The organism is Kitasatospora sp. MAP5-34 (genome assembly GCF_029894335.1).
In the GTDB taxonomy this organism is placed as follows: Bacteria; Actinomycetota; Actinomycetes; order Streptomycetales; family Streptomycetaceae; genus Kitasatospora.
This window is the reverse complement of sequence record NZ_JARXZC010000001.1, coordinates 105440-129773: the sequence shown is the minus strand read 5'-3', so window position 1 is coordinate 129773 and position 24334 is coordinate 105440. Positions and strand designations below refer to the sequence as shown.

The following is a 24334-nucleotide window of genomic DNA, read 5'->3' as shown; positions in this document are numbered from 1 at the left end:
CTGCACGACCTGCTCGCAAGCCCCCCGAACGGGTCACGACGGCAACAGTAGTTCGAATAGGATGATCAAGATCGCCATCTTGGCGGTCACCGGCGCCCGGCTCGCGATCGAGGTATACAAAGAGGTCCCCGAGATCCCCGCGCGCGCCGGGATCGCTTTGCTGTGTCGCCCGCGCAATCCACCGCCTCGTCGCATGCCCCAACGCCGGCCCGAGAGGCCACTCGTCGACGACTTGCAATCCGTAGGGGCACCAAGCGGGCCTACTGCCGAGTAGGTGGTCATCCGGCTCGGCTCATGATCGCCAGGGCACGGCCTGGCCCGCTGCCCGCTGTGTGATGGGCCAGCGGGAGCGGCCCGGCCTAATCTGGGAACATGAGCAGGTACCACGGGCCCGCCAATGTGCTCTGCGGCGGCCAGGCAATTCCCGTCGAGGTCGACCTGTACGCCGACCACCCCGCCAACGACCTTTCCCGCTGGTGGGGCACCGTGCAGGCCGATCGGAGCGCGGATCTCGACGACAGTTTCTGGGCGGTCCCCGGCAATCGCTGGGGCAAGCTGCGGCTGCCGGACGGGCGGGACGGGAGCTTCGTCGCTGTTGAGCATGCTGCCGGAGCATTTCACATGGAGATCAACGGTCGCGGCACCGAGCCGTTCTGACCGCCCGGCGTGATGGTCGTGCGCGCCGACGGTTCAGCGCGCCCCTACGCGCCGTAGCACGATGGAATGCTGTCCGTCTCCCACTCGATCCGGGCGACCATGTGCGGCGGGTACGAGACGAGGGGCCTCCCGTCCTGCTTGACCCACACCCACCCCCGGCTGTCCACGTACACGCTGCCCGTGGGTGCGCCGGAGGCCGTGACACCGGGATTGACGTGGCCCTCCTCGTTGACGAGCCGGACTGTCGCCGGGCTTCCCTCTTGCTGCTTCATGCCAGGATGCTCCAAGCCGGGATTCGATCCCGCCACCGGGCGAAGCGCCGGAGCTGCGGGGCAGACGTACTACTGAGCGCCCCGGACCACCAGGTCGGCGAGCAACTCGCGGGTGGCGTCCGCGATGGTGTCCACCGCGCGGTCGAACGCGTCACGGTTGTGAGCGGCGGGTTGCCGGAACCCGGAGACCTTGCGGACGTACTGCAACGCCGCCGCGTGGATGTCGTCCTGGGTGACCTCCGGCGTCACCGGTGGCCTGAGCGTCTTGATACTTCGGCACATGTCCCCAGTCTGCTCCCTACCCGGCCGTGGACGAGCCCGTAGCTTACGAAGCAGTGGACGATTGCGGCGAGAGGGAGCCGGACGGCGATCCGGACCGCCGTGCCAATGCCGAGCCCGAGCCCGAGCTGGAGCTGGAGCCCGAGCCGGATGGCGCGGAGGACGAGGCGGCTGCAGAGGACGCGGACGACGCGGCGGACTGCGACGACGACACCGAGCCCGAACCCGACACCGAACCCGAGGTCGAAGCTGAAGCCGAGCCGGACGCAGATCCCGACGCCGACCCCGACGTAGACGTAGACGCCGACCCCGACGACGACGGCCCGGAAGCCGAAGCGCTGACACTGAATCCTCCGACCGGGGCCGCGAAGGACTGGCCGCTCGACGGGTCGACCACCACGATCCTGTCCACCGGGGTCGGGGCCGGGATGACCACGACGACGGTGTAGACCTTGAAGTCCTGCCACGGCGTGCCGGTGAAGGTCGGGGCGGTGCTCAGCACGGCGGGCGGCAGCAGCGGGTTTCCGCAGGCGCAGCGGACCCTGGGCAGACCCCGCGAATCGACGAGCACCGCCGTCCCCGTCTGCAGGACGGACTGGAAGGGCGCCGCCGCGCCGTTTCTGAAGCCGTGGTTGGTCACGCGGGTGTCGGCCCGCAGGACCACCGGTGTGAGGGAGCGCAGGTAGTCGGCGATGGAACTCGGGTCGATGCCCTCGGCGCCGGCCCAGGCCCGGGCCTTGGCCTCGTTCGCGGCGCTGGCGAGGAACCCCGACAGCTTGGGCACGTCGCAGCTGGCCGTCTGCGTGCTTCCGCCGTAGAGGCCCACGTCCGAACCCTGGACGGTCCGCTCGCCACCAGCGGTGCTACTCGCCGACACGGACGCAGCCGACGGAGTGACAGGGGCCGCCGCGACCGAACCGGTGAACGGGTCCGGCCCGGTTGCGGCCAACGGTTGCAGGGCGACCTGCGAACCGGCCTGGACGGTGCTCTTGCCGCTACCGCTCTGGTTGGTCAGCACCACCGTCACGGCGGCGGCAGCCACCAGCACGCCTGCCCCCAACGCGAGGCCGCGCGGGCCACGCCACCACGGCCGCCGGGGCCGCCCGCCGGAGGCGACGACCAGCGTCCGGGGCCCACCGGGCGGCTGGGAGGGCGGTTGGGACTGGAGCGGCGGCTGGGAGGGCGGGCCCGCCGCCCCGCCGGAGGGCCCGGACAGCGGTCCCGACGGTGGTCCCGAAGCCGCACCGGAGCCTCCCCCGGACGGCGGACCGGACGGCGGCTCGGGGAACGGCTCCGACGGCGGCAGGGAACTCACGATCGCCTCCACGACTCTGCTGGCTCCCCCGTCGGCCTCATTGTCTGCGCAGCCGCACACCACTCCGCAACCGCTGACCCGCACCCCGGACCCACGCCGACCTGCCCTACCGCAAGCACCGGAGAGGTCGCCGAAGCCGCCCACGTCACCCAGTCTGGAGAGCGTGTACCGGAACGCCGATCCCCCGACCCCCACCCCCGGAGCCCTCGCCCCCGGCGCCCTGCGCGCCTGGGCCGAGGCCCTCGTGGTCGCACTCGCGGCCCTGCTCGCCATGACGGCGGTGGCCGCGCTGGGCCTCTGGTCCGCGCATGCCCGCGAGCTGCCGGGCGGCTCGTTCCCCGCCGTGCTGGCCGTCACCGTGCTGACGGCCGTCGGAGTACCGGTGGACCTGACCGGCAGCGCCGCGTTCGTGGCCGAGGCGCACGGCGGGATCACCGTGCTGCCGCTCTCGGTGGCGTTGGTCGGCGCGCTGACCGCCGGGGCGGTGTTCCTGTGGCCGCTGCGCCTGCACGCGGTCGTGACGCCCGGTGATCTGGCCGGACGGGTCATCCGGACGGCGTTGCTCTGGACGGGCCTGCTCCTGCTGGTCCGGCTGGCCGCCCAGCACACCTTCACGCTCTCGACCGGCAACCCGCTCCTCGACGAGCTGGGCGGCGTGTTCGGCGGCGCGCCGACGGTCGGCTTCCGTACCGAGCCGCTGTCGACCCTCGCCCACGCGCTGCTCTGGGTGGTGGTCGTGCTGGTCCTCACCGTCGCGGTCTCCCGCCGGGCGCCGCTGCCGAGCCCGCTGCTCCGTTACCAGGCCGCCGTACGCCCGGCCGGGCACGCCGTGCTGGTACTGCTGCTCGGGTACGTCGGCATCGGGCTGCTGGCCGGGCTCGCCTCCGCCGCCACCGACGGGCACGCCCGCAACACCTTCTCCGTGCTGCTGCTCGGCCTGCCCAACCTCGCCTGGCTGGGCCTCGGCCTCGGCCTCGGCGCCTCCTGGCACGGACACCTCGGCGGCAGCCTCGGACTCCCGATGCCCGAGGCGCTCGCAGCCGTGCTGAAGACCTCAGGCTCGCGCGACACCACCCTGAACCTCGGTTCGCTGGCCCAGCAGGACGGGCGGGCCTGGCTGCTGCTCGTCCTCGGCGCCGTTCTGCTGCTGCTCACCGGGGTCGTGGCGGCGCTGCGCTCGCCGTCCGGGCTGCGCCTGTGGCAGTACGCGGCGCACCTGGGCGTGGCCCTGGCCGCCGCCATGCTGCTGATCGGGCTGCTCACCCGGCTCTCGGCCTCGTACGGGCTCTCCCTGCTGGGCCTCGGCGGGAGCGGCGGGGTGTCCCTGCAGCCCGACCTGCTGATCTCCGTACCGCTGGCCGCGCTCTGGGGCGCACTGGCCGGCGCGCTGGGCGGCCTGATCGCCGACCGCATCCGGCCCGATCGCTGAGGCCCGGATCCCTGAACCCAGTCGCTGAGGCCCGACAGCCGATGCCCGACCGCATCCGGCCTAATCACCGACCACGAAGACCGGCAGCGCCCAGGCGGGCGGCATCGGGGGACTCGCCGACCGCTCGGGCAGCGCCGGGATCACCTCGGTCGGGGTGGGAACGGCCGCCCGACCGTCCGCCGTCTCGCCCGCCGCCCGGAGCGCCGCGACGAAGCCGAGGCAGCTGTCGTAGCGCTCGCCCGGGGTCTTGGCGAGGGCCTTGGCGAGCACCGCGTCGAGGGCGGCGGGCAGGTCGGGGCGGAGCGTGGTGGGTGCCGGGGCCGGGTCGTTCAGGTGGGCCCAGAGCAGCGCCAGGTCGTCGTCACGGCGGAACGGCGGCGCTCCGGTGAGTTCCTCGTGGACCACGCAGGCCAGGCTGTAGACGTCGCAGCGGCCGTCCACGGGCTTGCCGGAGATCTGCTCGGGCGCGACGTAGTCGAGGGTGCCGACGAACTGGCCGACCGTGGTCAGTCCGGTCAGTGAGAGCGACTTCTTGGTCAGGCCGAAGTCGGTCAGGTAGACGTGCTCGGGGTGCTCGGCGTCGGTGCCCTCGGCGATCAGGATGTTGCCGGGTTTGACGTCCCGGTGGACCAGGTCGTGGGCGTGCGCGGCGTCGAGCGCGGAGGCGACCTGGGTGGTGATCCGGACGGTCTGGCGGACGGACAGCGGGCCCTGGCGGTCCAGCAGCGCCCGCAGGTCGCGTCCGCGCACGTAGCGCATCGCGATGTAGAGCATGCCGTCCGCCTCGCCCGCCTCGTAGACCGGGACGATGTGCGGGTGGTCGATGGCCGCCGCGATCTTCGACTCGCGGGCGAACCGCTGCCGGAAGACGTCGTTGCGGGCGAGTTCGGGGGCGAGCAGCTTGACGGCGACGATCCGGCCGAGCCGCAGGTCCTCCGCCTGGTAGACCACCGCCATCCCGCCGCGCCCGATCACCTTGTCCAGCCGGTAGCCGGCGAGTTGCTGCCCGCTCAGGTCCAGCGGCGCGCTCATGCGTCACCGGCCTCGGTCGGCACGTGTTCGGTCGGCACCGGCTCGACCGTGGCGTACGTCTGGAGCCGGGCGCCGTCGCAGAAGTACCAGCGCCCCTGGTCGAGGTCGAGCAGCCAGGCGGCCGGGCCGTCCAGCACCGCGCCGACCCGCAGCCCGTGGCTGCGCCGGCGGAAGGTCTCCAGGTCGAGCCGCCCGTCGGCGAGTTCGTCGACCAGCCGCCGGTAGGAGGCGAGGGAGCGTTCCAGCTCGGCGAGCAGCGGGCGCGGGTCGGCGGTGGTGGTGAGCGGACGGGCGGTGCCGGGCGGGTGGTGCGGGAGGGCGACCAGGAGGCGGCCGTCCACCCAGGCGGACCAGCCGTTCGAGCAGACCACACAGGCCCAGTCACCGCTGGTCTCGGCGAGCCGGACGGGGAGCAGCGGGTCGAGCCTGGCCGTCGGGTGGGAGGGGTCGGGCGCGGCCCAGGTCGGCAGCCCGTCCTCGGGGACGACGTGGGTGGGCCGGAAGCCTGGACCGGCATTGGCGTACGGGTCGTCCATGGCCACAACCGGCTACCGGCGCATGATGGCGGGTTCGTGCCGCCGGAGCAGCCGGATCACCAGGAAGCCGAACAGCACGGAGAGTCCCACCAGCAGGCCCATGTCGAGCAGCCAGGTGGACTGGGTGGGCCGGAACAGCGGGTCGGTGGTGAGCTTGGTGGGGAAGATCCGGTGCAGGTCGACGCTGGCGGACATCGCCCCGAGCGCCCAGCGGGAGGGGACCAGCCAGGAGAACTGGTTCAGGCCGGGCACCCCGTTCAGCCGGAGCAGCGCGCCGCAGAACACCACCTGCACGATGGTGAGCAGCACCAGCAGCGGCATGGTGACCTCCTCCTTCGTCACCAGGGCGGAGACCAGGAGGCCGAGCATCAGCGAGGTGAGGCAGAGCATCGCGACGGCGAGCGTGATCTCCGGCAGGGGCGGCAGGAAGACCCCGCTGCCGCCCTGTGGCCGGAGTTTGACGCCGGTCAGGCCGACCATGGTGAGCACCACCGCCTGGACGACCGTGATGGTGCCGAGCACGACGATCTTCGACCAGAGGTAGGCCGATCTGGACAGCCCCACGGCCCGTTCACGCTGGTAGATGACGCGCTCCTTGACCAGTTCGCGCACCCCGTTGGCAGCTCCGACGAGGACCCCGCCGACGCAGAGGATCAGCAGCGCGTTGAGGGCCGTGAGCTGGGTGAACGTGCTGCCGGCCAGGGCCCGGGTCATCGCGCCCATCGCGAACGGCAGAACGATCATGGCGGCGAGGAAGATCCGGTCGGCGGCGAGCGCGCTGGCGTAACGGCGGACCAGGGTGCCGAGCTGCGCGAACCACCCCTGTGGCGGGGGAGGCGCGACGGGCGCCGGGGCGGTGGCGGGGGTGCGGTGCGGTCGGTCCATCGCGTCGGCGATGTAGCGGCGGTGCTCGTCGGAGTTCCGGTAGTCGCCCGCCCAGTCCCGCGCGGTGTCGTTCTCGAAGGCTTCGAAGGCCGCCGGCCACTCGGTGAAACCGACGAAGCCGAGCGTTTCGCCGGGCGGTCCGTAGAAGGCGGTCCTGCCGCCGGGGGCGAGCAGCAGCAGGCGGTCACAGAGGTCGAGGCTGAGCACGCTGTGGGTGACGACGATGACGGTGCGGCCGTCGTCCGCCAGGTTGCGCAGCATCTGCATCACCGAGCGCTCCATGCCGGGGTCCAGGCCGGAGGTCGGCTCGTCGAGGAAGAGCAGCGAGGGCTTGGTGAGCAGTTCCAGCGCGACGCTCACGCGCTTGCGCTGGCCGCCGGAGAGGCTGGAGATGACCTGGTCTGCGCGCTGTTCCAGGCCGAGTTCGCCGATCACCTCGTTGACCCGGGCGGCCCGTTCGGCGGGCGCGGTGTCGCCGGGGAAGCGTAGTTCGGCGGCGTAGCCGAGGGCGCGGCGGACGGTGAGCTGGGTGTGCAGGATGTCGTCCTGCGGGACGAGGCCGATCCGGCGGCGCAGCTCGGCGTAGTCGCGGTAGAGGTCGCGGCCGTCGTAGCGGACGGTGCCCTCGTCGGCGGGGCGCAGTCCGGTGAGGGCGTTCAGCAGGGTGGACTTGCCCGCGCCGCTCGGCCCGGCGACGGCGAGCAGGCACTTCTGGCCGACCGGGAAGGTGATCCCGTCGAGCAGCTTCCGGCCGTCGGCGACCCGGACCACCAGGCCCTCGACGTCCAGGTCGACGTCGCCGGTGTCGACGAACTCCTGCAGCTCGTCGCCGACCAGGCAGAACATCGAGTGCCCGATGCCGATCAGGTCCGTTCCGCCGACCACGGCCCGCAGCACGGGCTGGCCGTTGAGGTAGGTGCCGTTGTGGCTGCCGGTGTCGACGATCTCGTACCGGCCGTCGGGCCTGGCCCGCAGTTCGGCGTGGTACCGGGAGACCGAGAGGTCAGGGACGACCAGATCGTTGTCGGTGGCGCGGCCGATCCTGGTGACCTTGGCGGGCAGCGGGCGGACGGTGGTCGGAGCGCGGTAGGAGCCGGTGAGCGAAGTGAGGGCGGAGGGCGTCTGCGCGGCGGGCGGGGTCGGCTCCGGGAGGGCGGTCACGGTGGCGCGGGGCCCGTCGGGGCTGCCGAAGCTGACGGTGGTGCCGGGGTCGAGGTCGAGGTGCTGGACGCGGTGGCCGTGGGTCCAGGTGCCGTTGGTGGAGCCGGTGTCGTCCAGAGCCCAGTGCCCGTCGTCCACATGCAGTAACGCGTGATGCCAGGAGACCCGGGGGTCGGCGAGCACGATGTCACCGGTCGGGTCCCGGCCGACGTTGTACGAACGGCTCGGGCTCATCACCTGCGAGTCGCCGTCGGTCTCCAGTACGAGCTGCGGCGCCCTGGGGGCGACCTGTCGGGCTCCCATACGGTCGATGCTAGTCCCGGCCAGGGGCGGCCGCTCGGGCGGCGGACCACCGTCCGCGCCCCGCCCGGCAACCGCTCGTACAGGTGACATGGGGAGTCGCGGGGTACCGTGTCGGGTAGCTCTTGACGCATGCTCACTCATTGGCCGTCGGCCGCACACCGGGGAGGCGTTGTGAACACCTGGGCGACCTGGACCACACAGGGGATTCTGGCAGGGCACGGTGGCGTGCAGACCGCAGAGGTCGGCATCATCACCGGGGACGTCACGCTCCACACGATGTGGATCGACGGTGAAGCGCGGCTGACGGTGCAGTACTCGGGGTCACTGGACTGGTACACCGTCGACGGCAGTCCCGTCCCGGCGGCCGACGAGACGACGGCCCGCAACGTCCACCAGGCCATGGTGGAGGCCGCGAAGGCCGGTGGCGGTGCCCGGGCGCCGCACTGACGCGGTCGCCGCCGCACTGGTACTGCTGCTGGCCGGGTGTACCTCGGGCAACAGCGGGCCGGTCCCCGCCCAGGCGGTGACGGCCGCGCGGAGCGCGACCCCGTCGGCCGCCGGGGACTGGCCCACGTACCACCGGGACCCGGCCCGTACCGGCGTGGTGTCCGGGCTGCCGGCCGTGCGGTCGCTGACCAGGACGTGGTCGGCCGCGCTGGACGGCGCGGTCTACGGCCAGCCGCTGGTGGTCGGGTCGCGGGTGCTGGCCGCCACCGAGAACAACACCCTCTACGGCCTGGACGCGGCGAGCGGCGCGGTGCTCTGGAGCCGCCACCTCGGGCCGCCCGCCCGGGCCGCCGAGCTGCCGTGCGGGAACATCGACCCGCTGGGGATCACCGGCACGCCGGTCTACGACCCGTCCGGCGGGCTGGTCTACGCCGTCGCCGAGCTGTCGGGCGGGCGGCACGAGCTGGCCGGGCTGGACGCCGGCACCGGTGAGCTGGTGGTCCGGCGGGAGGTCGAGCCGCCGAAGGGCGATCCGCTCGCGCACCAGCAGCGGGCGGCGCTGGCACTGCTGGACGGGCGGGTGGTGATCGCGTACGGCGGCCTGTTCGGGGACTGCGGCGACTACACCGGCAGCGTGCTGTCCGTCCCGGCGACGGGGGCGGGGCCGGTCCTCACGTACTCCGTGCCGACCGGCCGCGAGGGCGGCATCTGGGCCGCCGGCGGGCCGGTGGTCGACGGGGGCCGACTGCTGGTGTCGGTGGGCAACGGGGCGGAGACCAGCGGAACGAACCAGGGCTCGGACTCCGTGCTCGCGCTCACCCCGCAGCTGGTGCGGACGGACTTCTTCGCGCCCGCGAGCTGGCAGCAGGACAACGCCGACGATCTCGACCTGGGGTCGCTCTCCCCCGTCCGGGTGGGCCGGTTCGTGCTGACCGTCGGCAAGCGGGGCACCGGGTACCTGCTGGACGCCGGGCACTTCGGCGGGGTCGGTGGGCAGCTGTCGCAGGCGGCGCTCTGCCCGGCGTACGGCGGTGCGGCCGTCAGCGGCGGCACCGTGTACCTGCCGTGCCAGGACGGGCTGCTCCAGGTCACCGTGGGTGACGACGGCAGCCTGCGGTCGGGGTGGCGGTTGCCGCTGCACGGCGCGGGCTCACCGGTGGTGGGCGGCGGGGCGGTCTGGGTACTGGACTACGGCGCTGGGCAGCTGTACGCGCTGGACCCGGTGGGCGGGCAGGTGCTGCGGCAGACCTCGGTCGGGGCCGTCCCGCGCTTCGCCTCGCCGGTGCTGACGGGTGGTCGGGTGCTGGTCGGCACCATGGCGGGGGTCACAGCCTTCGGAACTGGCTGATCCATAGCTATATGACGGTATGTCCCTTTTTCCCGGGACAATCTGACTGATCATCACTGTTATTCTCTGTGGACAGACGGGGGCGTTTCAGCCGGCCGGCACCGGCCTTGCGGGGGGCTGACGCTTCGACCTTCCGCGTGCCAGGTGCGGGTGGGGCGATCCATGCTCCCGCCCGCCCCCCGACGCGAGGAGCCACCTTGCCCCTGTCCGCACGCCTACGCCGCCGCACGCTGCCGTTCGCGGCCGTCGCGCTCGCCGCGACCCTGCTCGCCGGGTCCGCCCAGGCGGACTCGCCGAGCCCGGCCGACCCCAAGCTGACCGGCGACCTCGACACGATCCTCGCGGACGCCAGGCTGGCCGGCGCCCAGGCCGGTGTCGAGGTCATCGACACCACCACCGGGCAGGTGGTCTACCAGCACCAGGCCGACGCCCTGCTGACCCCGGCCTCCACCCTGAAGAACGTCACCTCCGCCGCCGCGCTCGACCTGCTCGGCCCGGACCACGTCTTCACCACCGAGGTCCGCACCACCGGCGATGTCAACGGCGGCGTCCTGAACGGCGACATAGTGCTGCGCGGCGGCGGCGACCCCACGCTGCTGACCCAGGACCTCGACAACCTGGCCGCGAAGGTCGCCGACTCCGGCATCACCACCGTCACCGGCCGGGTGCTGGCCGACGGCAGCCGCTTCGACAACGTCCCGCTCGGGCCGGGCTGGGCCTGGGACGACGAGCCGGTCTCGTACAGCCCGCAGATCTCCGGCCTCACCGTCTCCACCGACGCCGAGTACACCATGGACAACGTCCAGGTGACCGTGACGCCGGGCGCCCAGGGCGAGGCCGCGCAGATCACGCTCAACCCGGCCGAGACCCCCGTCCAGCTGACCGGCCAGGTCACCACCGGCGCGGCCGGCAGCCAGCTGACCTCGTACGCGACCCGGCTGCACGGCGTCAACCAGATCGCGCTGTCGGGCAGCATTCCCGTCGGGGCCGCTCCGGCCACCTACTGGACCACCGTGGCGGACCCGACCAGCTTCACCGGCGCGGTCTTCGCGGGCGCGCTCGCCCGGCACGGCGTGACTGTGGGCAACCCCGTCCAGACCGCGACCGGCACCGAGACCTCGCAGCTGCTGGCCTCGCACGACTCGCAGCCGCTCTCCACCCTGATCCTCCCGATGCTCAAGGTCAGCAACAACGGCATGGCCGAGAGCCTGATCAAGGAGATCGGCAAGGTCAAGGGCGGGCAGGGCAGTTGGGCCGCCGGTGTCGCCCAGGTCAAGAGCTTCCTGGCCGCGAACGGGCTGGCAAGCCCGGCCGGCCGCCAGGTCGACGGCTCCGGTCTCTCCCGCTACGACCTGATCACCCCGGCCAAGATGACCGCGCTGCTGAAGCTCGCCGTGAACAAGCCCTGGTTCCAGAGCTGGTACGACGCGATGCCGGTGGCCGGCAACCCGGCCCGGATGGTCGGCGGCACCTTGGCCGCCCGGATGGTCGGCACCGCCGCCGCGAACAACGTGCACGCCAAGAGCGGCTCGATGAGCGGCGTCGACAACCTGACCGGCTACGCCACCACGCCCGACGGGCGCCGGCTCGCCTTCACCGTGATGACGAACAACTTCGCCGGTACCAACCCCCGGCCGCTGCTGGACGCCATCGCGGTGCGGCTGGCCGCCGGACCGGCCGCCGCACCCGCCATCGCCAAGTCGCTGAAGGCCCCCGCGCCCCTGCTGGCGCCCTCCCGGGCGCGCGCGCTGCACAACGCGCCGGTCGATGACTCCTTCACCACCCGCTGGGACGACTGCGAGACCCTCAGCCACTGCTGAACCCCGCCGCTCGGGCTGCTCGTTGACGAACCACCCCGACAGCCGCCCCCGTAACCGGGCCCTGCCGACAGTCGTTGGCAGGGCCCCGGCACTTTTGGAGGCACCATGTCCGGCGCGAGGGCCATGATCGAGAAGGCCGAGAGCTACCTCGGCTACCGCGAAGGCGCGGCGAACAGCAACCGTTTCTCCACCGAGATGGGACGCCCGGCCGAGGCCGGGTGCGCCGACCTCGTCTCGGCCGTCGCCCTGGAGAGCGGCAACGCGGACCACTTCCCCGACACGGCCTCCTGCTCCGCCGCCCGGGGCTGGTTCGAGCAGCGCGGACGGCTCTCCGCCTACCCCGCGATCGGCGCGCAGGTACTCTTCGGCGCCCCCGGCAACCCCTACGGCCCGGGTGGCGAACACACCGGGATCTGCGTCTCGTACACCGCCGACACCCTCACCGTGTTGGCCGGCAGCATCAACACCAACGACAGCGGCTCCACCGACGGTGACGGCGTCTACAGCCGGATCTACCAGCGCCGCTCCGCGTACGTGGACTCCTACGGCTACCCGGACTACCCCGAGGGCCTGGTCTGCGCCGACCCGGCCTGGCGCGGCCGGCCGGGCGTCACCTACTTCGGGCAGGAGGCGAGCGTGACGGACCTGCCCACCGCCGGACTCACCGCCACCCTCCCCGTCGGCGTCCCCGCCCAGAACAGCGGCCAGGTCGTCATCGACGGGCAACCGTACGGACCCGGCGCGAGCGGCGCCCATCTCGCCACCATGCGCGAGCTGCTGGTCGCCGCCGGCTGCTCCCGCTACCCCGACACCCCCGCACTCGGGCCGGACTGGAGCCAGGCCGACACCGAGAGCTTCCGGCAGTACCAGCTGCGGATCGGCGACACCGGCCCCGACGCGGACGGCATCCCCGGCCCACGCCAACTCCACCACCTGGAAGAGGAGTACGGCGGCCGCCCCTACACCGTCCAGCCGGGCGACACCCTCTCGGCCATCGCCGCCGAGTTCGGCACCACCGTCGAACGCCTCGCCCGGGCCAACGGCCTGCCGGACCCGGACCACATCGAGGCGGGGCAGATCCTGCGGATCGTCGGGTAGGGCGGCGGGCCGGCCGGCGGCGTAACTCCCGCAAGGTTTCCGCAAGTTGCCGGTATGCCTTTCGCCAGGGACCCCGGCATCCCTTCGGCACGGCCCGCAGCGGCGCGGCCGTGAGCCGATCACAGGGGGATGGCTGATGTCGTCGAAGTCGTCGAAGTCGCCGAAGTCGTCGATACCGTCAAGGTCGTCGAGGTCGTCGAAGCGGAGCACCCGAGGCCGGACGCACCGCGACCAGGACCACTGGGGGACACTTCCCGACTGCAAGCGGGTGCTGGTGGTGGTGCACACCCTGGTGTACGGGCAGCGGCTGCAGGACATCTTCACGCTGCTCCGCGCCGACCTGCGGATCCACGTGGTCTTCACGGTGGCGCCGCACGCGTTCAACGGGGGTGTCGAGGACTTCCTGCGCGGGCTGGGCGGGACGGTACTGCCCTGGCGGGAGGCAGTGAGCACCGAGTTCGACCTCGCGCTCGCCGCCGGGTCGCAGGGCATCTAGCAGATCCGCGGCCCGCTCGTCCGGCTGCCGCACGGGGCCGTCCGGCGCCGGTCAGGTACTCTCCGTGTCCTGGAACGCGCCGCCGGGAAGTGCCGCGATTCGCTGGGCGAGCCGGACCATGTCAGGCGCCCCCACCGACCGGCTAGATCTCCAGAGCCTCCCGGAACGAGCCCAGCGCGCTCTCCGTCTCCCCTTCCACCTCCGCGAGTTCGCCCAGCACTTCCAGGACTCGCGCCTCCTGAAGGCCGCCGCTCCGTCGCGTGTCAGGGGCCGTCGCTTCAGGCGTCGTCCCGGCGGCGGGCGGACTCGGCCGACTCGGCGGCCACCGACCCGGCGCGCACCAGGCGGTGGCCCAGGTCGAGCAGGGCGCGACCGGCGGCGAGTTCGTCGCCGATGCCGGCTACGGGCGGGTCGTGCGGGCTTCGGCGGGCCCGTGCGTCGGACTCCAGGACGGAGACTCCGGTGTCCAGGACGACGTGGGCCTCGGTGATGTCGCCGTCCTCGGTCAGCCGGAGCTTCACCTGCCACTCGGTGTCGTGCGGTGGCGTTGCCAGGTTGCCGCTCATTTGGCGCTGTCTTCCTGCTTGTCCTCGTACGGAGCCCCCTCCGCTGCGGGGTGGTCCCCCGCGTGGACGGTCTGGTACGAGGTGATGCCCTCTTCCGGGTCCGCCGCGCGGACGTCCTCGGCGTCCCGTTCGGCCTTGTCGGTGAACCGCTCGTGCATGTCGGACATCGCCGGCTCCCTGGGTGCTCGGGCCCCGGCTCCGGCCACGCGGCCACGACGGCGCGCGGTCGGCCGGGCGCGTCCTGACTCCAGCGTGCGCCCGACCGGCCGGGCAGTCCAGTCACGCCGGGCCAGTCACGCGGGGGCAGCGGGCCAGTCGCCGGCAATCCGTCGCGCGGAGCGGTAACGGTCGGCACGGCGGCGGCGTTCGGACTCTGGGAGCCGTCGGGCCGGGGCGGCTCCGGACCCGGCCGACTGCGGCAAGCACGACGATCTGGAAAGGACACCGAGGGTCTTGCAGGTGAACCCGATCTCCCCCGACCGGTTGGTCCAGCTGCTGACCGACCGGATCGAGGCACTGCCCACCGACGACGGCCGGTGGATCCGGGTCGCCGTGGACGGTGCCCCCGCCGCCCGGCCGGGCGAGCTCGCGGACGCCCTGGTCGAGCCGCTGCGGCTGCGCGGACGGCCGGTCCAGCGGGTGTCGGCCGGCGACTTCCTGCGGCCCGCCTCGGTACGGCTGGAGTACGGGCGGCACGACCCCGACGCCTTCCACGACCTGTGGCTGGACGACGGCACGCTGCTGCGCGAGGTCCTGGACCCGCTGGAGCCGGGCGGCAGCGGGTTGGTGCTCCCCTCGCTCCGCGACGCCGCCACCGACCGGGCCATCCGGGCGCCGTACCTCCGGCTGCCGCCCGGTGGCGTGCTGGTCCTGGACGGGGCGCTGCTGCTCGGGCGCTGGCTCCCCTTCGATCTCACCGTGCACCTCACGCTCACCCCGGCAGCACTCGCCCGCCGCACTCCGGCGGACCAGCAGTGGACGCTGCCCGCCTTCGCCCGCTACCAGGCGGAGACCGACCCGGCCTCGGCCGCCGACGTCACCGTACGGTCGGACGACCCGCGCCACCCGGCACTGGTGGTGGCCTGAGACGGGCGCCGGAGCCGGCTGTCACAGGCAGGACGTACGCTCACGTACCGTGGCGATCTCAGGAGAAGCGGGACAGGGCTGGACGGCTACCGGCCTGCGCTGGCACGACGGCCTCCCGCACCTGACCGCCACCAACGGCCGGCGCTCGCACGAGCGCGTCGTCAGCAGCGGTACGCGGGTCAGCTGGCTGGTCACCGGGCCCCGGCGCTGCGGCGGGGTGCGGACCAGTGGCGGCCACTACCCGTGCCCGTACCGGGCGGTGGTCGAGCCGGGCGCCAAGGCCGCGCAGTGCGGGCCCTGCCAGGGCGCGGACCTCGGGCTGGCCCTGGCACGGGACCAGATCCTCGACGACGGCCGGACGTACCGGCTCTACCTCGCCTGGTTCGGCGAAGGGCTCCTCAAGGTCGGGCTCACGGCCGAACAGCGCGGCACCGCGCGCCTGCTGGAGCAGGCGGCCCTCGCGTTCACGTTCGTCGCACGCGGCCCGCTGCCGGCGGTGCGCCGGGCCGAGCTGACGGTCGCCCAGGCCGGCCTGGCCCGCGAGCGGCTGACCGCACGGGTGAAGACCACCCGCTGGTGGGCCCTGCCCGGTGAGGCGCCCCGGCGACAGGAGCTGCTGCGGCTGCGGGCGGCGGTACTGCGGCTCCTGGACGGCCACGCCGTCGAGCTGCTGCCGGACGGCCCGCTGGCCGACCACGTGGAGCTGTTCGGGCTGGCCGGTGACGCGCCACCGGCCTACCGCGAGATCGCCGCCCTCAACTGCGGCGCCACCGTCACCGGGACGCTCCGCACACCGGTCGGACGGCACCTGTTCATCGACACCTTCACCGAGGACGACGCCACCGGTGACGGCCAGGACCCGCCGCTGCTCCTCGACACCCGCCTGCTGACCGGCTGGACCTTGGCACCCGCCGAGCCCGGCCCGCCGACCGGTCTGGAGCTGCGCCTGTGCCGGCAGCCCACCGAGACCGCCGCGCAGGACGCGCTCTTCTGAGCCGGAGCCGGGCAACCGTCCTCCGGTCAGGCCGGGGCCGCGTCAGCAGTGCGGGCCGCAGAAGGCGGGGCGGCGGCGAGGCGGGGCCACCAGCGCAGGGTCAGCGCGGCGACCGCCGCGCCCAGGGCCGCGCCCGCCAGTACGTCCCCCGGGTAGTGGACGCCGACGTAGACCCGGGAGGCCATCACCCCCGCTGCCACGGGTGCGGCGACCACCCCGAGCAGCGGTGACTCCAGGGCGAGCCCGGTCGCGAAGGCCGCCGCCGAGGCGGAGTGCCCGGACGGGAAGGAACTGCTGACCGGCTGTCTGAGCAGCCGTCGGACGACCGGCACCGGGTCGATCTCCGGCCGGGGCCGCCTGGTGGCACCCTTCGCGAAGATGTTGGCCGTCGCCGAGGCCAGCAGCACCGAGCCGACGCCGCGCAGTGCGGCCCGGCGGGCGGTCCGACTGCCGGTAGCGCCCAGCACCGCCGCCGACGTCAGCCAGAGCACCCCGTGGTCGGCGGCCCGGCTGAGCCGGGGCAACCACGGGTCCGCGCCCCGGAGACTGCGGACGGCCACCCGGACGAACAGCTCACGGTCGAGGTCGTTCAGCGCTCCCATGGACTGAGGTTAGAGCTGCCCACGGCGGTCCCGCCCGTTCTGGGCAGTGGAGCGGCACCGTTCGCCCGGAGGGCAGCGGCACCCCGGTGTTCGGAGCCGTTCTGCCGGGTAGTCGCGTGCCGAGGTGCTTACGAACCCCTGACGGCGCGTCGGCGAACGGGTCCCGGCCGGACGAGTGCGGCTAGCGTCGCCGGTATGGAGATTCTGCTCACCGGCGGTGCCGGGTTCATCGGGTCGGCCGTCGCGGCGCGGCTGGTAGAGGCCGGTCACGGCGTACGGGTGCTGGACGCGTTGCTGCCCGCCGTTCATCCGTCCGGGCGGCCGACGGTGCTGCCGGAGGGTGTCGAGTTCCGGCAGGGTGACGTCCGGGACCGGGAGACCGTGGAGCGGGCCCTGAACGGGGTGGACGCGGTCTGCCACCAGGCGGCGATGGTCGGCCTGGGCCTGGATCTCGACGACGCGCCCGACTACGTGGGCTGCAACGACCTGGGGACATCCGTCCTGCTGGCGGCGATGGCGCGCGGTGGGGTACGGGAGCTGGTGCTCGCCGGGTCGATGGTGGTCTACGGCGAGGGGAGCTACCGCTGTGCGACGCACGGGGACGTCGCGCCGGGCCCCCGCCGTCCGACCGACCTGGACGCGGGCCGGTTCGAGCCGCCCTGCCCGCAGTGCGGCGCGCCGCTCGCGCCCGGGCTGGTGGGCGAGGAGGCTCCGGCCGACCCGCGCAACGTGTACGCCGTGACCAAGCTCGCCCAGGAGCAGCTGGCCGCCGCCTGGGCGCGGGCCTGCGGCGGGCGCGTCCTGTCGCTGCGCTACCACAACGTGTACGGACCGGGGATGCCGCGCGACACGCCGTACGCGGGGGTCGCGTCGCTGTTCCGTTCGGCGCTGGCCCGGGGGGAGGCGCCCCGGGTGTTCGAGGACGGCGGGCAGCGGCGCGACTTCGTCCATGTGGGTGACGTGGCGTCAGCCAACCTGGCCGCGCTGGCGGCCGTCGCCGCCCGCCCGGCGGGCAGCGCGCGGACGTACAACGTCGGCAGCGGGAGCGTCCACACCGTCGGCGAGATGGCGCTCGCGCTCGCGGCGGCCTACGGCGGTCCGGCGCCGGTGGTCACCGGCGAGTACCGGCTCGGCGACGTACGCCACATCACCGCCGACTCGGCGCGGCTGCGGGCCGAGCTGGGGTGGCGGCCGGAGGTCTCCTTCGCCGAGGGGATGACGGAGTTCGCGGCGGCGCCCCTGCGGGGGTGACTGGTGGGCACCCGGGTTACCAAGAGGGGCGCGAGGAACTGCGCGAAGCGGGACGCTGCGGGCCTGTGCCTTCCGGTTTCGCGCGCGCAGTTGATGGAACAGAGCCCCGCGCCCCTGTCTGCGGCTGGCGCCTCACCGCATGGACGCCGCCGGGAGGGCGATCTCGAAGCAGCAGCCGCCGCTCACGTTGCGCACGCTGGCCCGTCCCGAGTGCGCCTCGACGATGCCCCGGACGATGGCGAGCCCGAGCCCGGCGCCGCTGTCGCCGTGCTCCGGCCGGCCTCCCGGCGCGGGGGCACGCGGGGTGCGGGCCGCGCCGCCGCGCCAGCCGGTCTCGAAGACCCGGGTCAGGTCCTGTTCGGGGATGCCTCCGCAGCCGTCGGTGACGGAGAGCACCACCTCGTCGGCCTCGCGGCGGGCCGCGACCGCCACCACGCCGTCCTCGGGGGTGGAGCGGATCGCGTTGACCAGCAGGTTCCCGAGCACCCGGGTGATCTCGCGGCCGTCCACCTCGACGGGCTCCGCCGCCACCTGCTCCCCCTCCAGGCGGATGCCGCGCTGCCGGGCCAGCGGGTACGCCCCGGCGATGGCGTCGCCGACCAGGTCGTAGACCGACACCCGGGCGAGCGAGAGGCTCAGTGCGCCCGCCTGGATCCGGGAGAGTTCGAAGAGGTCGTCGACCATCCCGGTGAGGCGGTCCACCTCGGTGCGGATGCCGAGCAGGTAGCGGGCCGGCTCCTCGGCCACCCCGTCCTCCAGCGCCTCCGCCATCGCGCGCAGGCCGGCCAGCGGGGTGCGCAGGTCGTGCGAGATCCAGGCGATCAGTTCGCGGCGGGAGTGCTCGAGGGCCTTCTCGCGCATGCGGGACTCGGCGAGCCGGGCGCTGGTTGAAGCCAACTCCTCACTCAGCGCGGCGAGTTCCGAGCCGAGCGGCTGGGCGGGGGCGGCGAAGCCGGTGTCGCTGCCGACCGTGCGGGCGGCCACCGTGAGGGCCCGGCTGCCCGCGACCACCTGGCGGCCCAGCAGGGCGGCGGTGATCAGCGAGACGACGGCCGCCATGCAGAGGACGGTTATCACCACGCCGAGGTCGTGGCCGGAGAGGAACATCGCCTGGGCGACGGCGACCGTCCCCGAGGTCATGGCCAGTACCGTGACGACGGCGACGGCGAAGAGCGAGAGGGCGACGGACCGGCGGCGCAGCAGCCGGATGACCGGCCAGCCGAGCAGTCCGGCGCAGCCGGCGCCGAGCGCGGCGAACAGGGCGATCAGGAGCAGGTCTTTCACGGCGGGTCAGCCCTTCACCGGGTCGAAACGGTAACCGACGCCCCAGACCGTGCTGATCAGCACGGGCGCGGCGGGGTCGTCCTCGATCTTCTCGCGCAGTCTGCGGACGTGGACGGTGACGGTGGAGAGGTCACCGAAGTCCCAGCCCCAGACGCGCTGCATCAGCTCCTCGCGGCCGAAGGCCGTCCCGGGGTGCCGGAGCAGGAACGCAAGCAGGTCGAACTCGCGGAGCGTGAGCAGGAGTTCACGTTCGCCCCGGTGGGCCCGACGGGCCTGCGGGTCGAGCCGCAGATCACCCGCCGTGACCAGCCCGGGGGTGGGGGCGGGTCCGGCGGCGCGGGCGCGGCGCAGTACCGAATGGACCCGGAGGACGAGTTCGCGCGGGCTGAAGGGCTTGGTGACGTAGTCGTCCGCGCCCAGCTCCAGACCGAGGATGCGGTCCGCCTCGTCGCCCTTGGCCGTCAGCATCACCACCGGGAGGGTGGCGCCGTGCCCGGTGGCGCGCAGGCGGCGGCAGACCTCCAGGCCGTCGATCTCGGGGAGCATCAGGTCGAGTACGAGCAGGTCGGGGCGGAACGCCTCGGCGCGGACGAGCGCCTCGCGGCCGTCGGCCGCGCGGTCGACCTGGTAGCCGGCCCTGGTCAGGTAGCCGACGACCACCTCGGCCACGGTGGGGTCGTCGTCCACCACCAGGATGCGGCCGGCGGGGGGCGGCGCGGCGGGGGCCGGCTCGGCGGGTGTCTGTGTCACACCTCTGAGGATAGGAACACCGCGCAACCGGCCGGGCCTGCCGACCGCCCCCGTACGACTTCCGTAAGGTGCCGATGCGGCAATTGTCCGGATTCCGGTCGGTAGCGTGAGCCGCGTGACCACTCCTCCCCTGTCTGTAGACGTGGTGCTGCCCTGCCTGGACGAGGCTGCGGCACTCCCCTGGGTCCTCGGCCGGATCCCGGCCGGCTGGCGCGCGATCGTGGTGGACAACGGCTCCACCGACGGCTCCGCTGAGCTGGCCCGCTCGCTGGGCGCGACCGTGGTCGCCGAGCCACGGCGCGGCTTCGGCGCGGCCTGCCATGCCGGGCTCCTCGCCGCCACGGCCGACCTCGTCTGCTTCCTCGACTGCGACGGCTCGCTCGACCCCGCCCAACTGCACCGGGTGACCGGCCCGGTGCTGGACGGCACCGCCGACCTGGTGCTCGGACGGCGGCGTCCGACCAGCTTCACCGCCTGGCCGCCGCACGCCCGCCTCGCCAACGCCGAACTGGCCCGGCGGCTGCGCGCCCGTACGGGAGCCCGGCTGCACGACCTCGGCCCGATGCGGGCCGCCCGGCGGGAACGGCTGCTCGCCCTCGGGCTGGGCGACCGGCGCTCCGGGTACCCGCTGGAGATGGTGCTCGCCGCCTCGGCGGCCGGGATGCGGATCGTGGAGCGCCCGGTCGACTACCGGCCGCGCGCCGGGCGGTCCAAGGTGACCGGCACGCTGCGCGGGACGCGCCAGGCCATCAGCGACATGCGGTCCGTCCTGGCCGCGCCGCCGCCGACGCTGCTGGTGATCGCCAAGGAGCCCGTCCCCGGCCGGGTGAAGACCCGGCTGACCCCGCCGTTCAGTCCCGAGCAGGCCGCCGCACTGGCGGAGGCCGCGCTCGCCGACACCCTGGACACGCTGTCGCAGGTGCCCGCCGGGCGGCGGCTGCTGGTGCTGGAGGGCACGCCGGGCCGCTGGCTGCCGCCGGGGTGGCAGGTGGCGGCGCAGTGCGGCGGCGGGTTGGACGAACGGCTGGCGGCGGCGTTCGCGCACGCCTCCCCGGACGCGCCCGCGCTGCTGGTCGGGATGGACACCCCGCAGCTGACCGGGCGGATGCTCGCGGAACCCCTGTCGAGCGCCCGGCGCGCCGGGGTGGACGCCTGGTACGGGCCGGCGGCGGACGGTGGCTTCTGGGCCCTGGGCCTGGCCCGGCCGACGGCGGAGCTGGCCCGGCGGCTGCTGGTGGGCGTACCGATGTCGACCCCGGGGACGGGTGCGGCACTGCTGGACCGGCTGGCCGCCGCTGATCTGACGATCGGTCAACTCCCGGCGCTGACCGACGTGGACACCGTACGGGAGGTGGATCAGGTCGCGGCGCTGGCTCCGAACGGCCGCTTCGCGGCCTGCCGCCGCTCCATGGACCTCGGGGCCGACTTCCGCCCGGGGGTGGCGAGTTGACCCTCACCATGACCACCGCCTGGGTCGACGACCCGTTCGCGGAGGCGATGCGGACCGGTCGCGGTCCGCTCTGGCTACGCCGGACGGACGGCGGCCGGCTGCGGCTGGAGGTCGAGCGCTGGTGCGACCCCGCCACGGGCGCGGATCACAGCCTGCTGCTGCGCTGCCTCCAACTGGCCTCGCCCGTACTGGACCTGGGCTGCGGGCCCGGGCGGCTCGTCGCCGAGCTGCTCGCCCTCGGCGTACCGGCGTTGGGGGTGGACGTGACTCACGCGGCCGTCGCCCGCACGCTCGGCCTCGGCGGGCCGGCGCTCTGCCGCTCGGTCTTCGACCGGCTGCCCGCCGAGGGCCGCTGGGGCACCGCCCTGCTCGCCGACGGCAACCTCGGCATCGGCGGCGACCCGGACGCCCTGCTCCGCCGCACCGCCGAACTCCTCGCCCCGCGCGGGGTGTTGCTCACCGAGGTGGAACCGGAGGAGCTGGACGAACGCTTCACCGTCCGGGTCGAGGGAGCGGGCGGGCGCTGCGGTCCGCCGTTCGAGTGGGCCCGCCTCGGCGCGGACGCCACCGCCCGCCGGGCGGCCCAGGCCGGGCTGACGGAGGTCGAGCGCTGGACCTCGCACGGGCGGCGGTTCCTGGCGCTGCGGAACGACCGGGGGCGGCCGACGCTCTGAACGGGGGCGCAGGGGCCGCGCGGGTGCGGGAGGCTGCTGCCTCTCGCTCCCGCGCGCGCAGTTGAGCAGACAGAGCTCCGCGCCCCTACCGTGGCTGCCCGATCGCCTCTTGGTCAGGCGAACTCCACCGAGCGCAGCACCAGGCGGTCCGAGGCGCCGATGCCCGGGTGGAGCGGCCAGCGGGCGCCGTGGCAGTCGGTACCCACGTACACGATGGCGAGCGCGTCGGTCCTGTTCTGCGGCGCGAAGGCGGGCGGCAGGTCGTCGTCCCTCCCTGGGAGGTTGAGGCACTCGCCGCTCGGTGGGTTGTTCATGAAGCCGACCATCTCGTAGCCGTCGGGGTTGATGAACGTGTACCGGAACTGACCGGTGGCGGCGAGGGCGGATCCGGGTACGGCCAGGACGAGTCCGAGAGCGGAAACGGCGGCGACGACGGCGTTACGAAGGCGCATGAGCGGTGGAACCTCTCCAGAAAGCGGGGGAACCCGTTGGGTCTTGACCAGCCTAGAGATGGAGAAGTCCGGAAAAACGTTTCTCCTAAGCCGCTTGGTCGGGCGCCGGATTGACGTCGCCGGGGAGCGACATATCCGCAGGTCAGAGTGGTTCCAGCCGCAGCATCCGGGCTGACGTCCGCCCCACGGGCATCACTCGTTCAAGTGATGACCCGCCTCTTCCCGTACCCGCTGACCAGGAGTGCCCCGCCTCCGAGCAGTCTGACGTCCCGTCAGCTGACGTATCGCCACCCCGGCCAGTACCACCCCGAGCGCGGCGCCGTACGCCTGCTGTTGCACCTCGCCGCCCAGCAGATAGAGCGCCTGCCCGGCGGCCGGGACGGCGAGCCACTCCCACCGGCCGTCGAGTGCGACCAGGGCCACCACCAGCAGGCCGTACCAGGGGTAGTTGGGCGCGATCACCAGCAACGCGGTGCCCGTGACCAGCAACGCGCCGCTCCACGGGCGGGCCGGATCGCCGCGCCGCAGGACGTACAGCACCACGGCCAGCAGCACCGCGCCCGCCGCGTACGGCGCCAGCGCGTCGGGAAAGACCAGGCGCAGCAGTCCGAAGCGCTCGATGTGACCGTCGTCGTAGCCCTCCTCCCGCAGATAGCCCGGCAGGTAGCCGAGCACCCCGGTGCCGGAGGCCGCGAGGTACGGCAGGTAGGAGAGCGCGAAGACGCCGAGCGCGACGGCGGGCAGCAGTAGGTCACGCGGGCGCGGGCGCCGCGCAAGCGCGCCCGAGAGCGCGCCCGGCAGGGCGAGAGCCGGGATGAGCTTGGTGGCGATGGCCGCACCGAGGAGTGCGCCGCCCGCCACCGCGCGGCCGCGCGCGGCGTAGCCGAGAGCCGCGACCATCAGCAGGACCCCGAGGGTGTCGACGTGCGCGTCGTTGACCGACCAGACCGCGAGGCCCGGGCACCACCCCCACAGGGCGGCCCGCCAGTCCCGCCGCCGGATCAGCAGCAGCACCCCCGTCGTCGCGACCGCGAGCAGTGCCCCGCCGACCTGTGGCCCGCGTACCCCTCCCCCGAACGGGTGCAGCGCGAGGAAGTACGCCTCGGCGACGGGCGGGTAAATCGTGTGCACGGCGGGCCGGTTGATGTGGGTGCAGTCCCCCGCCGCCGTCCGGCGCTCGTCCCAGCTCGTGCAGGAGCCGGCCGGGAACAGCCCGGGGTCGCGCAGCCCGGCGAGCGCCGGGTCGTCCGGCGCGTGGGCGTACGGGGAGATCCTGGCGGCCTGCACCCTGCCGTCCCAGACGTAGCGGTACGCGTCGTCGCTGGTCCGTGGCGGGGCGAGCAGGCCGGTGCCCGCGACCGCGACACCGCCGACCAGCACCAGCGCCGCCACGGACCGCCCGGGTACGCGCCGCAGCAGCGCGACGGCGAGTGCGAAGAGCGCGGCGTCGGCGAGGTACCAGCCGTACAGCGGATGGGGGTTGCCGAGCGTCCCCCCGCCCGTGACGGTACGGGCCAGCGCGGCGACGAGGGCGGCAAGGGCGAGGACGCAGGGCGGCACGGTACGGATGGGCACCCGCCCACCCTGCCACCGGGCGGCGGCCGACGGGCCTGGCGGCGGCGGGCCGTTCGACTTCCGTAAGCCCTGGAAGGCCCGGTCCGCAATTCCTGTCGGGCACCTGCCAATATTTCCGGACCATCACCCATCGTCACTGAATTGGGGCGCAGAGCGCCTGAATAATAACCTTCAGCCATCAACCGAAAAACGATCACCGGACGCCAAATTCAATCTTGGGACCACTCTGTTCGGGCCGTTGACACGAGTCTGAAACACATGCAAATCTGTCGATGCGTCAAGTCGGGTGAATAGTCGATCACGCGACGATCACGCCTCGTGCACCACTTTTGTGACGAGCTCCCGAGAAATCGGGTACGCCGATGCGCCCCCGCGCCCGGCGAAGTGCGAGAGAGAAGGAGAACAGCATGAAGAAGATCGCCGTTCGCAAGGCCGGCACCGTCCGGCTGACCTCGGCCGCCGCCTCCGCGTACTGCTGCGGCACCAGCGCCTGAGCCCTGGCCCGACCCATGCGATAAGCGCCATCCACCCCCGGTGAACCCGCCGGGTCCTGGAGGTGGCGCCGCAGGCCG

General features: G+C 73.5%; 26 protein-coding genes and 1 pseudogene. 15 read left to right on the top strand and 12 right to left on the bottom strand.

Translation table 11 applies throughout. The features are described from left to right. Positions 1-372: 372 nt before the first annotated feature. Positions 373-657: a hypothetical protein gene (locus tag P3T29_RS00650; RefSeq protein WP_280714186.1), complete on the top strand. Its 285-nt coding sequence runs from the start codon at positions 373-375 to the stop codon at positions 655-657. Between the two features lie 44 nt (positions 658-701). Here P3T29_RS00650 and P3T29_RS00645 read toward each other — a convergent pair whose 3' ends face one another. Then, positions 702-929, bottom strand: coding sequence for a hypothetical protein (locus P3T29_RS00645; RefSeq protein WP_280714185.1), 228 nt, complete (start codon positions 927-929; stop codon positions 702-704). Positions 930-998: 69 nt separating this feature from the next. Then, complete coding sequence (locus tag P3T29_RS00640; RefSeq protein ID WP_280714183.1) at positions 999-1211, bottom strand: DUF2277 domain-containing protein; 213 nt, start codon at positions 1209-1211, stop codon at positions 999-1001. 26 nt (positions 1212-1237) lie between these two features. On the opposite strand from P3T29_RS00640, the gene P3T29_RS00635 reads away from it, so the two are divergent. Beyond that, the gene (locus P3T29_RS00635) at positions 1238-1657 is read left to right on the top strand and encodes a hypothetical protein (RefSeq protein ID WP_280714181.1); all 420 of its coding nucleotides are present in this window, start codon (positions 1238-1240) and stop codon (positions 1655-1657) included. A 1029-nt stretch (positions 1658-2686) separates the two neighbouring features. Continuing rightward, entirely contained in the window at positions 2687-3952 is a 1266-nt protein-coding gene (locus P3T29_RS00630; RefSeq protein WP_280714180.1) for a streptophobe family protein, read from the top strand. 60 nt (positions 3953-4012) lie between these two features. On the opposite strand, the gene P3T29_RS00625 is transcribed toward P3T29_RS00630, so the two are convergent. From P3T29_RS00625 to P3T29_RS00615, 3 genes are read right to left on the bottom strand one after another with little or no spacing between them, the layout of a single operon-like run. Continuing rightward, a complete protein-coding gene (locus P3T29_RS00625) occupies positions 4013-4984 on the bottom strand; it encodes a serine/threonine-protein kinase (protein WP_280714179.1) in 972 nt (323 codons plus the stop codon). Continuing rightward, complete coding sequence (locus tag P3T29_RS00620) at positions 4981-5520, bottom strand: hypothetical protein (RefSeq protein ID WP_280714178.1); 540 nt, start codon at positions 5518-5520, stop codon at positions 4981-4983. Before P3T29_RS00620 ends, P3T29_RS00625 begins: the two co-directional genes overlap by 4 nt. A 12-nt stretch (positions 5521-5532) precedes the next feature. Further along, entirely contained in the window at positions 5533-7869 is a 2337-nt protein-coding gene (locus P3T29_RS00615) for an FHA domain-containing protein (protein ID WP_280714177.1), read from the bottom strand. A 171-nt stretch (positions 7870-8040) separates the two neighbouring features. On the opposite strand from P3T29_RS00615, the gene P3T29_RS00610 reads away from it, so the two are divergent. The 5 genes from P3T29_RS00610 (at position 8041) to P3T29_RS00590 (ending at position 13078) form a co-directional block, all read left to right on the top strand. Then, positions 8041-8316, top strand: coding sequence for a hypothetical protein (locus tag P3T29_RS00610; RefSeq protein ID WP_280714176.1), 276 nt, complete (start codon positions 8041-8043; stop codon positions 8314-8316). Then, positions 8291-9664 (top strand): PQQ-binding-like beta-propeller repeat protein, encoded by a 1374-nt coding sequence (locus tag P3T29_RS00605; protein WP_280714175.1) that lies wholly within the window; start codon positions 8291-8293, stop codon positions 9662-9664. The genes P3T29_RS00610 and P3T29_RS00605 overlap by 26 nt, the downstream gene beginning before the upstream one ends. Before the next feature lie 197 nt (positions 9665-9861). Then, positions 9862-11484 (top strand): D-alanyl-D-alanine carboxypeptidase/D-alanyl-D-alanine-endopeptidase, encoded by a 1623-nt coding sequence (gene dacB, locus P3T29_RS00600; RefSeq protein ID WP_280714174.1) that lies wholly within the window; start codon positions 9862-9864, stop codon positions 11482-11484. Positions 11485-11589: 105 nt separating this feature from the next. After that, positions 11590-12582: a LysM peptidoglycan-binding domain-containing protein gene (locus P3T29_RS00595; protein ID WP_280714173.1), complete on the top strand. Its 993-nt coding sequence runs from the start codon at positions 11590-11592 to the stop codon at positions 12580-12582. 136 nt (positions 12583-12718) lie between these two features. Continuing rightward, positions 12719-13078: a hypothetical protein gene (locus P3T29_RS00590; RefSeq protein WP_280714172.1), complete on the top strand. Its 360-nt coding sequence runs from the start codon at positions 12719-12721 to the stop codon at positions 13076-13078. 278 nt (positions 13079-13356) lie between these two features. Here the strand turns inward: P3T29_RS00590 and P3T29_RS00585 are convergent, their stop codons facing one another. Then, on the bottom strand, positions 13357-13644 hold the full coding sequence (locus tag P3T29_RS00585) for a dsRBD fold-containing protein (RefSeq protein ID WP_280714171.1): 288 nt from the start codon (positions 13642-13644) through the stop codon (positions 13357-13359). Then, the gene (locus P3T29_RS00580) at positions 13641-13811 is read right to left on the bottom strand and encodes a hypothetical protein (RefSeq protein ID WP_280714170.1); all 171 of its coding nucleotides are present in this window, start codon (positions 13809-13811) and stop codon (positions 13641-13643) included. Before P3T29_RS00580 ends, P3T29_RS00585 begins: the two co-directional genes overlap by 4 nt. 286 nt (positions 13812-14097) lie before the next feature. On the opposite strand from P3T29_RS00580, the gene P3T29_RS00575 reads away from it, so the two are divergent. Then, a complete protein-coding gene (locus tag P3T29_RS00575) occupies positions 14098-14730 on the top strand; it encodes a uridine kinase (RefSeq protein ID WP_280714169.1) in 633 nt (210 codons plus the stop codon). A 49-nt stretch (positions 14731-14779) separates the two neighbouring features. Further along, positions 14780-15724, top strand: coding sequence for a DUF2797 domain-containing protein (locus tag P3T29_RS00570; RefSeq protein WP_280714168.1), 945 nt, complete (start codon positions 14780-14782; stop codon positions 15722-15724). 26 nt (positions 15725-15750) lie between these two features. Here P3T29_RS00570 and P3T29_RS00565 read toward each other — a convergent pair whose 3' ends face one another. Then, positions 15751-16326 (bottom strand): phosphatase PAP2 family protein, encoded by a 576-nt coding sequence (locus tag P3T29_RS00565; protein ID WP_348532780.1) that lies wholly within the window; start codon positions 16324-16326, stop codon positions 15751-15753. A gap of 195 nt (positions 16327-16521) precedes the next feature. Between P3T29_RS00565 and P3T29_RS00560 the strand changes: the two genes are divergently transcribed. After that, entirely contained in the window at positions 16522-17577 is a 1056-nt protein-coding gene (locus tag P3T29_RS00560; RefSeq protein WP_280714167.1) for an NAD-dependent epimerase/dehydratase family protein, read from the top strand. 132 nt (positions 17578-17709) lie between these two features. Here P3T29_RS00560 and P3T29_RS00555 read toward each other — a convergent pair whose 3' ends face one another. Together P3T29_RS00555 and P3T29_RS00550 are read right to left on the bottom strand one after the other, a co-directional pair. Then, positions 17710-18861 (bottom strand): HAMP domain-containing sensor histidine kinase, encoded by a 1152-nt coding sequence (locus tag P3T29_RS00555; RefSeq protein WP_280714166.1) that lies wholly within the window; start codon positions 18859-18861, stop codon positions 17710-17712. Positions 18862-18867: 6 nt separating this feature from the next. Next, a complete protein-coding gene (locus P3T29_RS00550; protein WP_280714165.1) occupies positions 18868-19611 on the bottom strand; it encodes a response regulator transcription factor in 744 nt (247 codons plus the stop codon). 106 nt (positions 19612-19717) lie between these two features. Here P3T29_RS00550 and P3T29_RS00545 point away from each other — a divergent pair. From P3T29_RS00545 to P3T29_RS00535, 3 genes and pseudogenes are all read left to right on the top strand, one after another. Next, positions 19718-20395, top strand: a pseudogene (locus tag P3T29_RS00545) (glycosyltransferase family 2 protein); the annotation flags it as partial. Beyond that, entirely contained in the window at positions 20369-21061 is a 693-nt protein-coding gene (locus P3T29_RS00540) for a DUF2064 domain-containing protein (protein ID WP_280714446.1), read from the top strand. The pseudogene P3T29_RS00545 and the gene P3T29_RS00540, both read left to right, overlap by 27 nt. An 8-nt stretch (positions 21062-21069) precedes the next feature. Further along, the gene (locus P3T29_RS00535) at positions 21070-21735 is read left to right on the top strand and encodes a class I SAM-dependent methyltransferase (RefSeq protein ID WP_280714445.1); all 666 of its coding nucleotides are present in this window, start codon (positions 21070-21072) and stop codon (positions 21733-21735) included. Between the two features lie 113 nt (positions 21736-21848). Here P3T29_RS00535 and P3T29_RS00530 read toward each other — a convergent pair whose 3' ends face one another. Together P3T29_RS00530 and P3T29_RS00525 are read right to left on the bottom strand one after the other, a co-directional pair. Beyond that, positions 21849-22187 (bottom strand): hypothetical protein, encoded by a 339-nt coding sequence (locus tag P3T29_RS00530; protein WP_280714164.1) that lies wholly within the window; start codon positions 22185-22187, stop codon positions 21849-21851. Positions 22188-22379: 192 nt separating this feature from the next. Then, positions 22380-23762 (bottom strand): glycosyltransferase family 87 protein, encoded by a 1383-nt coding sequence (locus P3T29_RS00525; protein ID WP_280714163.1) that lies wholly within the window; start codon positions 23760-23762, stop codon positions 22380-22382. 362 nt (positions 23763-24124) lie between these two features. Here P3T29_RS00525 and P3T29_RS00520 point away from each other — a divergent pair, with 362 nt between their 5' ends. Then, positions 24125-24256, top strand: a complete 132-nt coding sequence (locus P3T29_RS00520) for a hypothetical protein (protein WP_280714162.1) — start codon at positions 24125-24127, stop codon at positions 24254-24256. Positions 24257-24334: the final 78 nt, after the last annotated feature.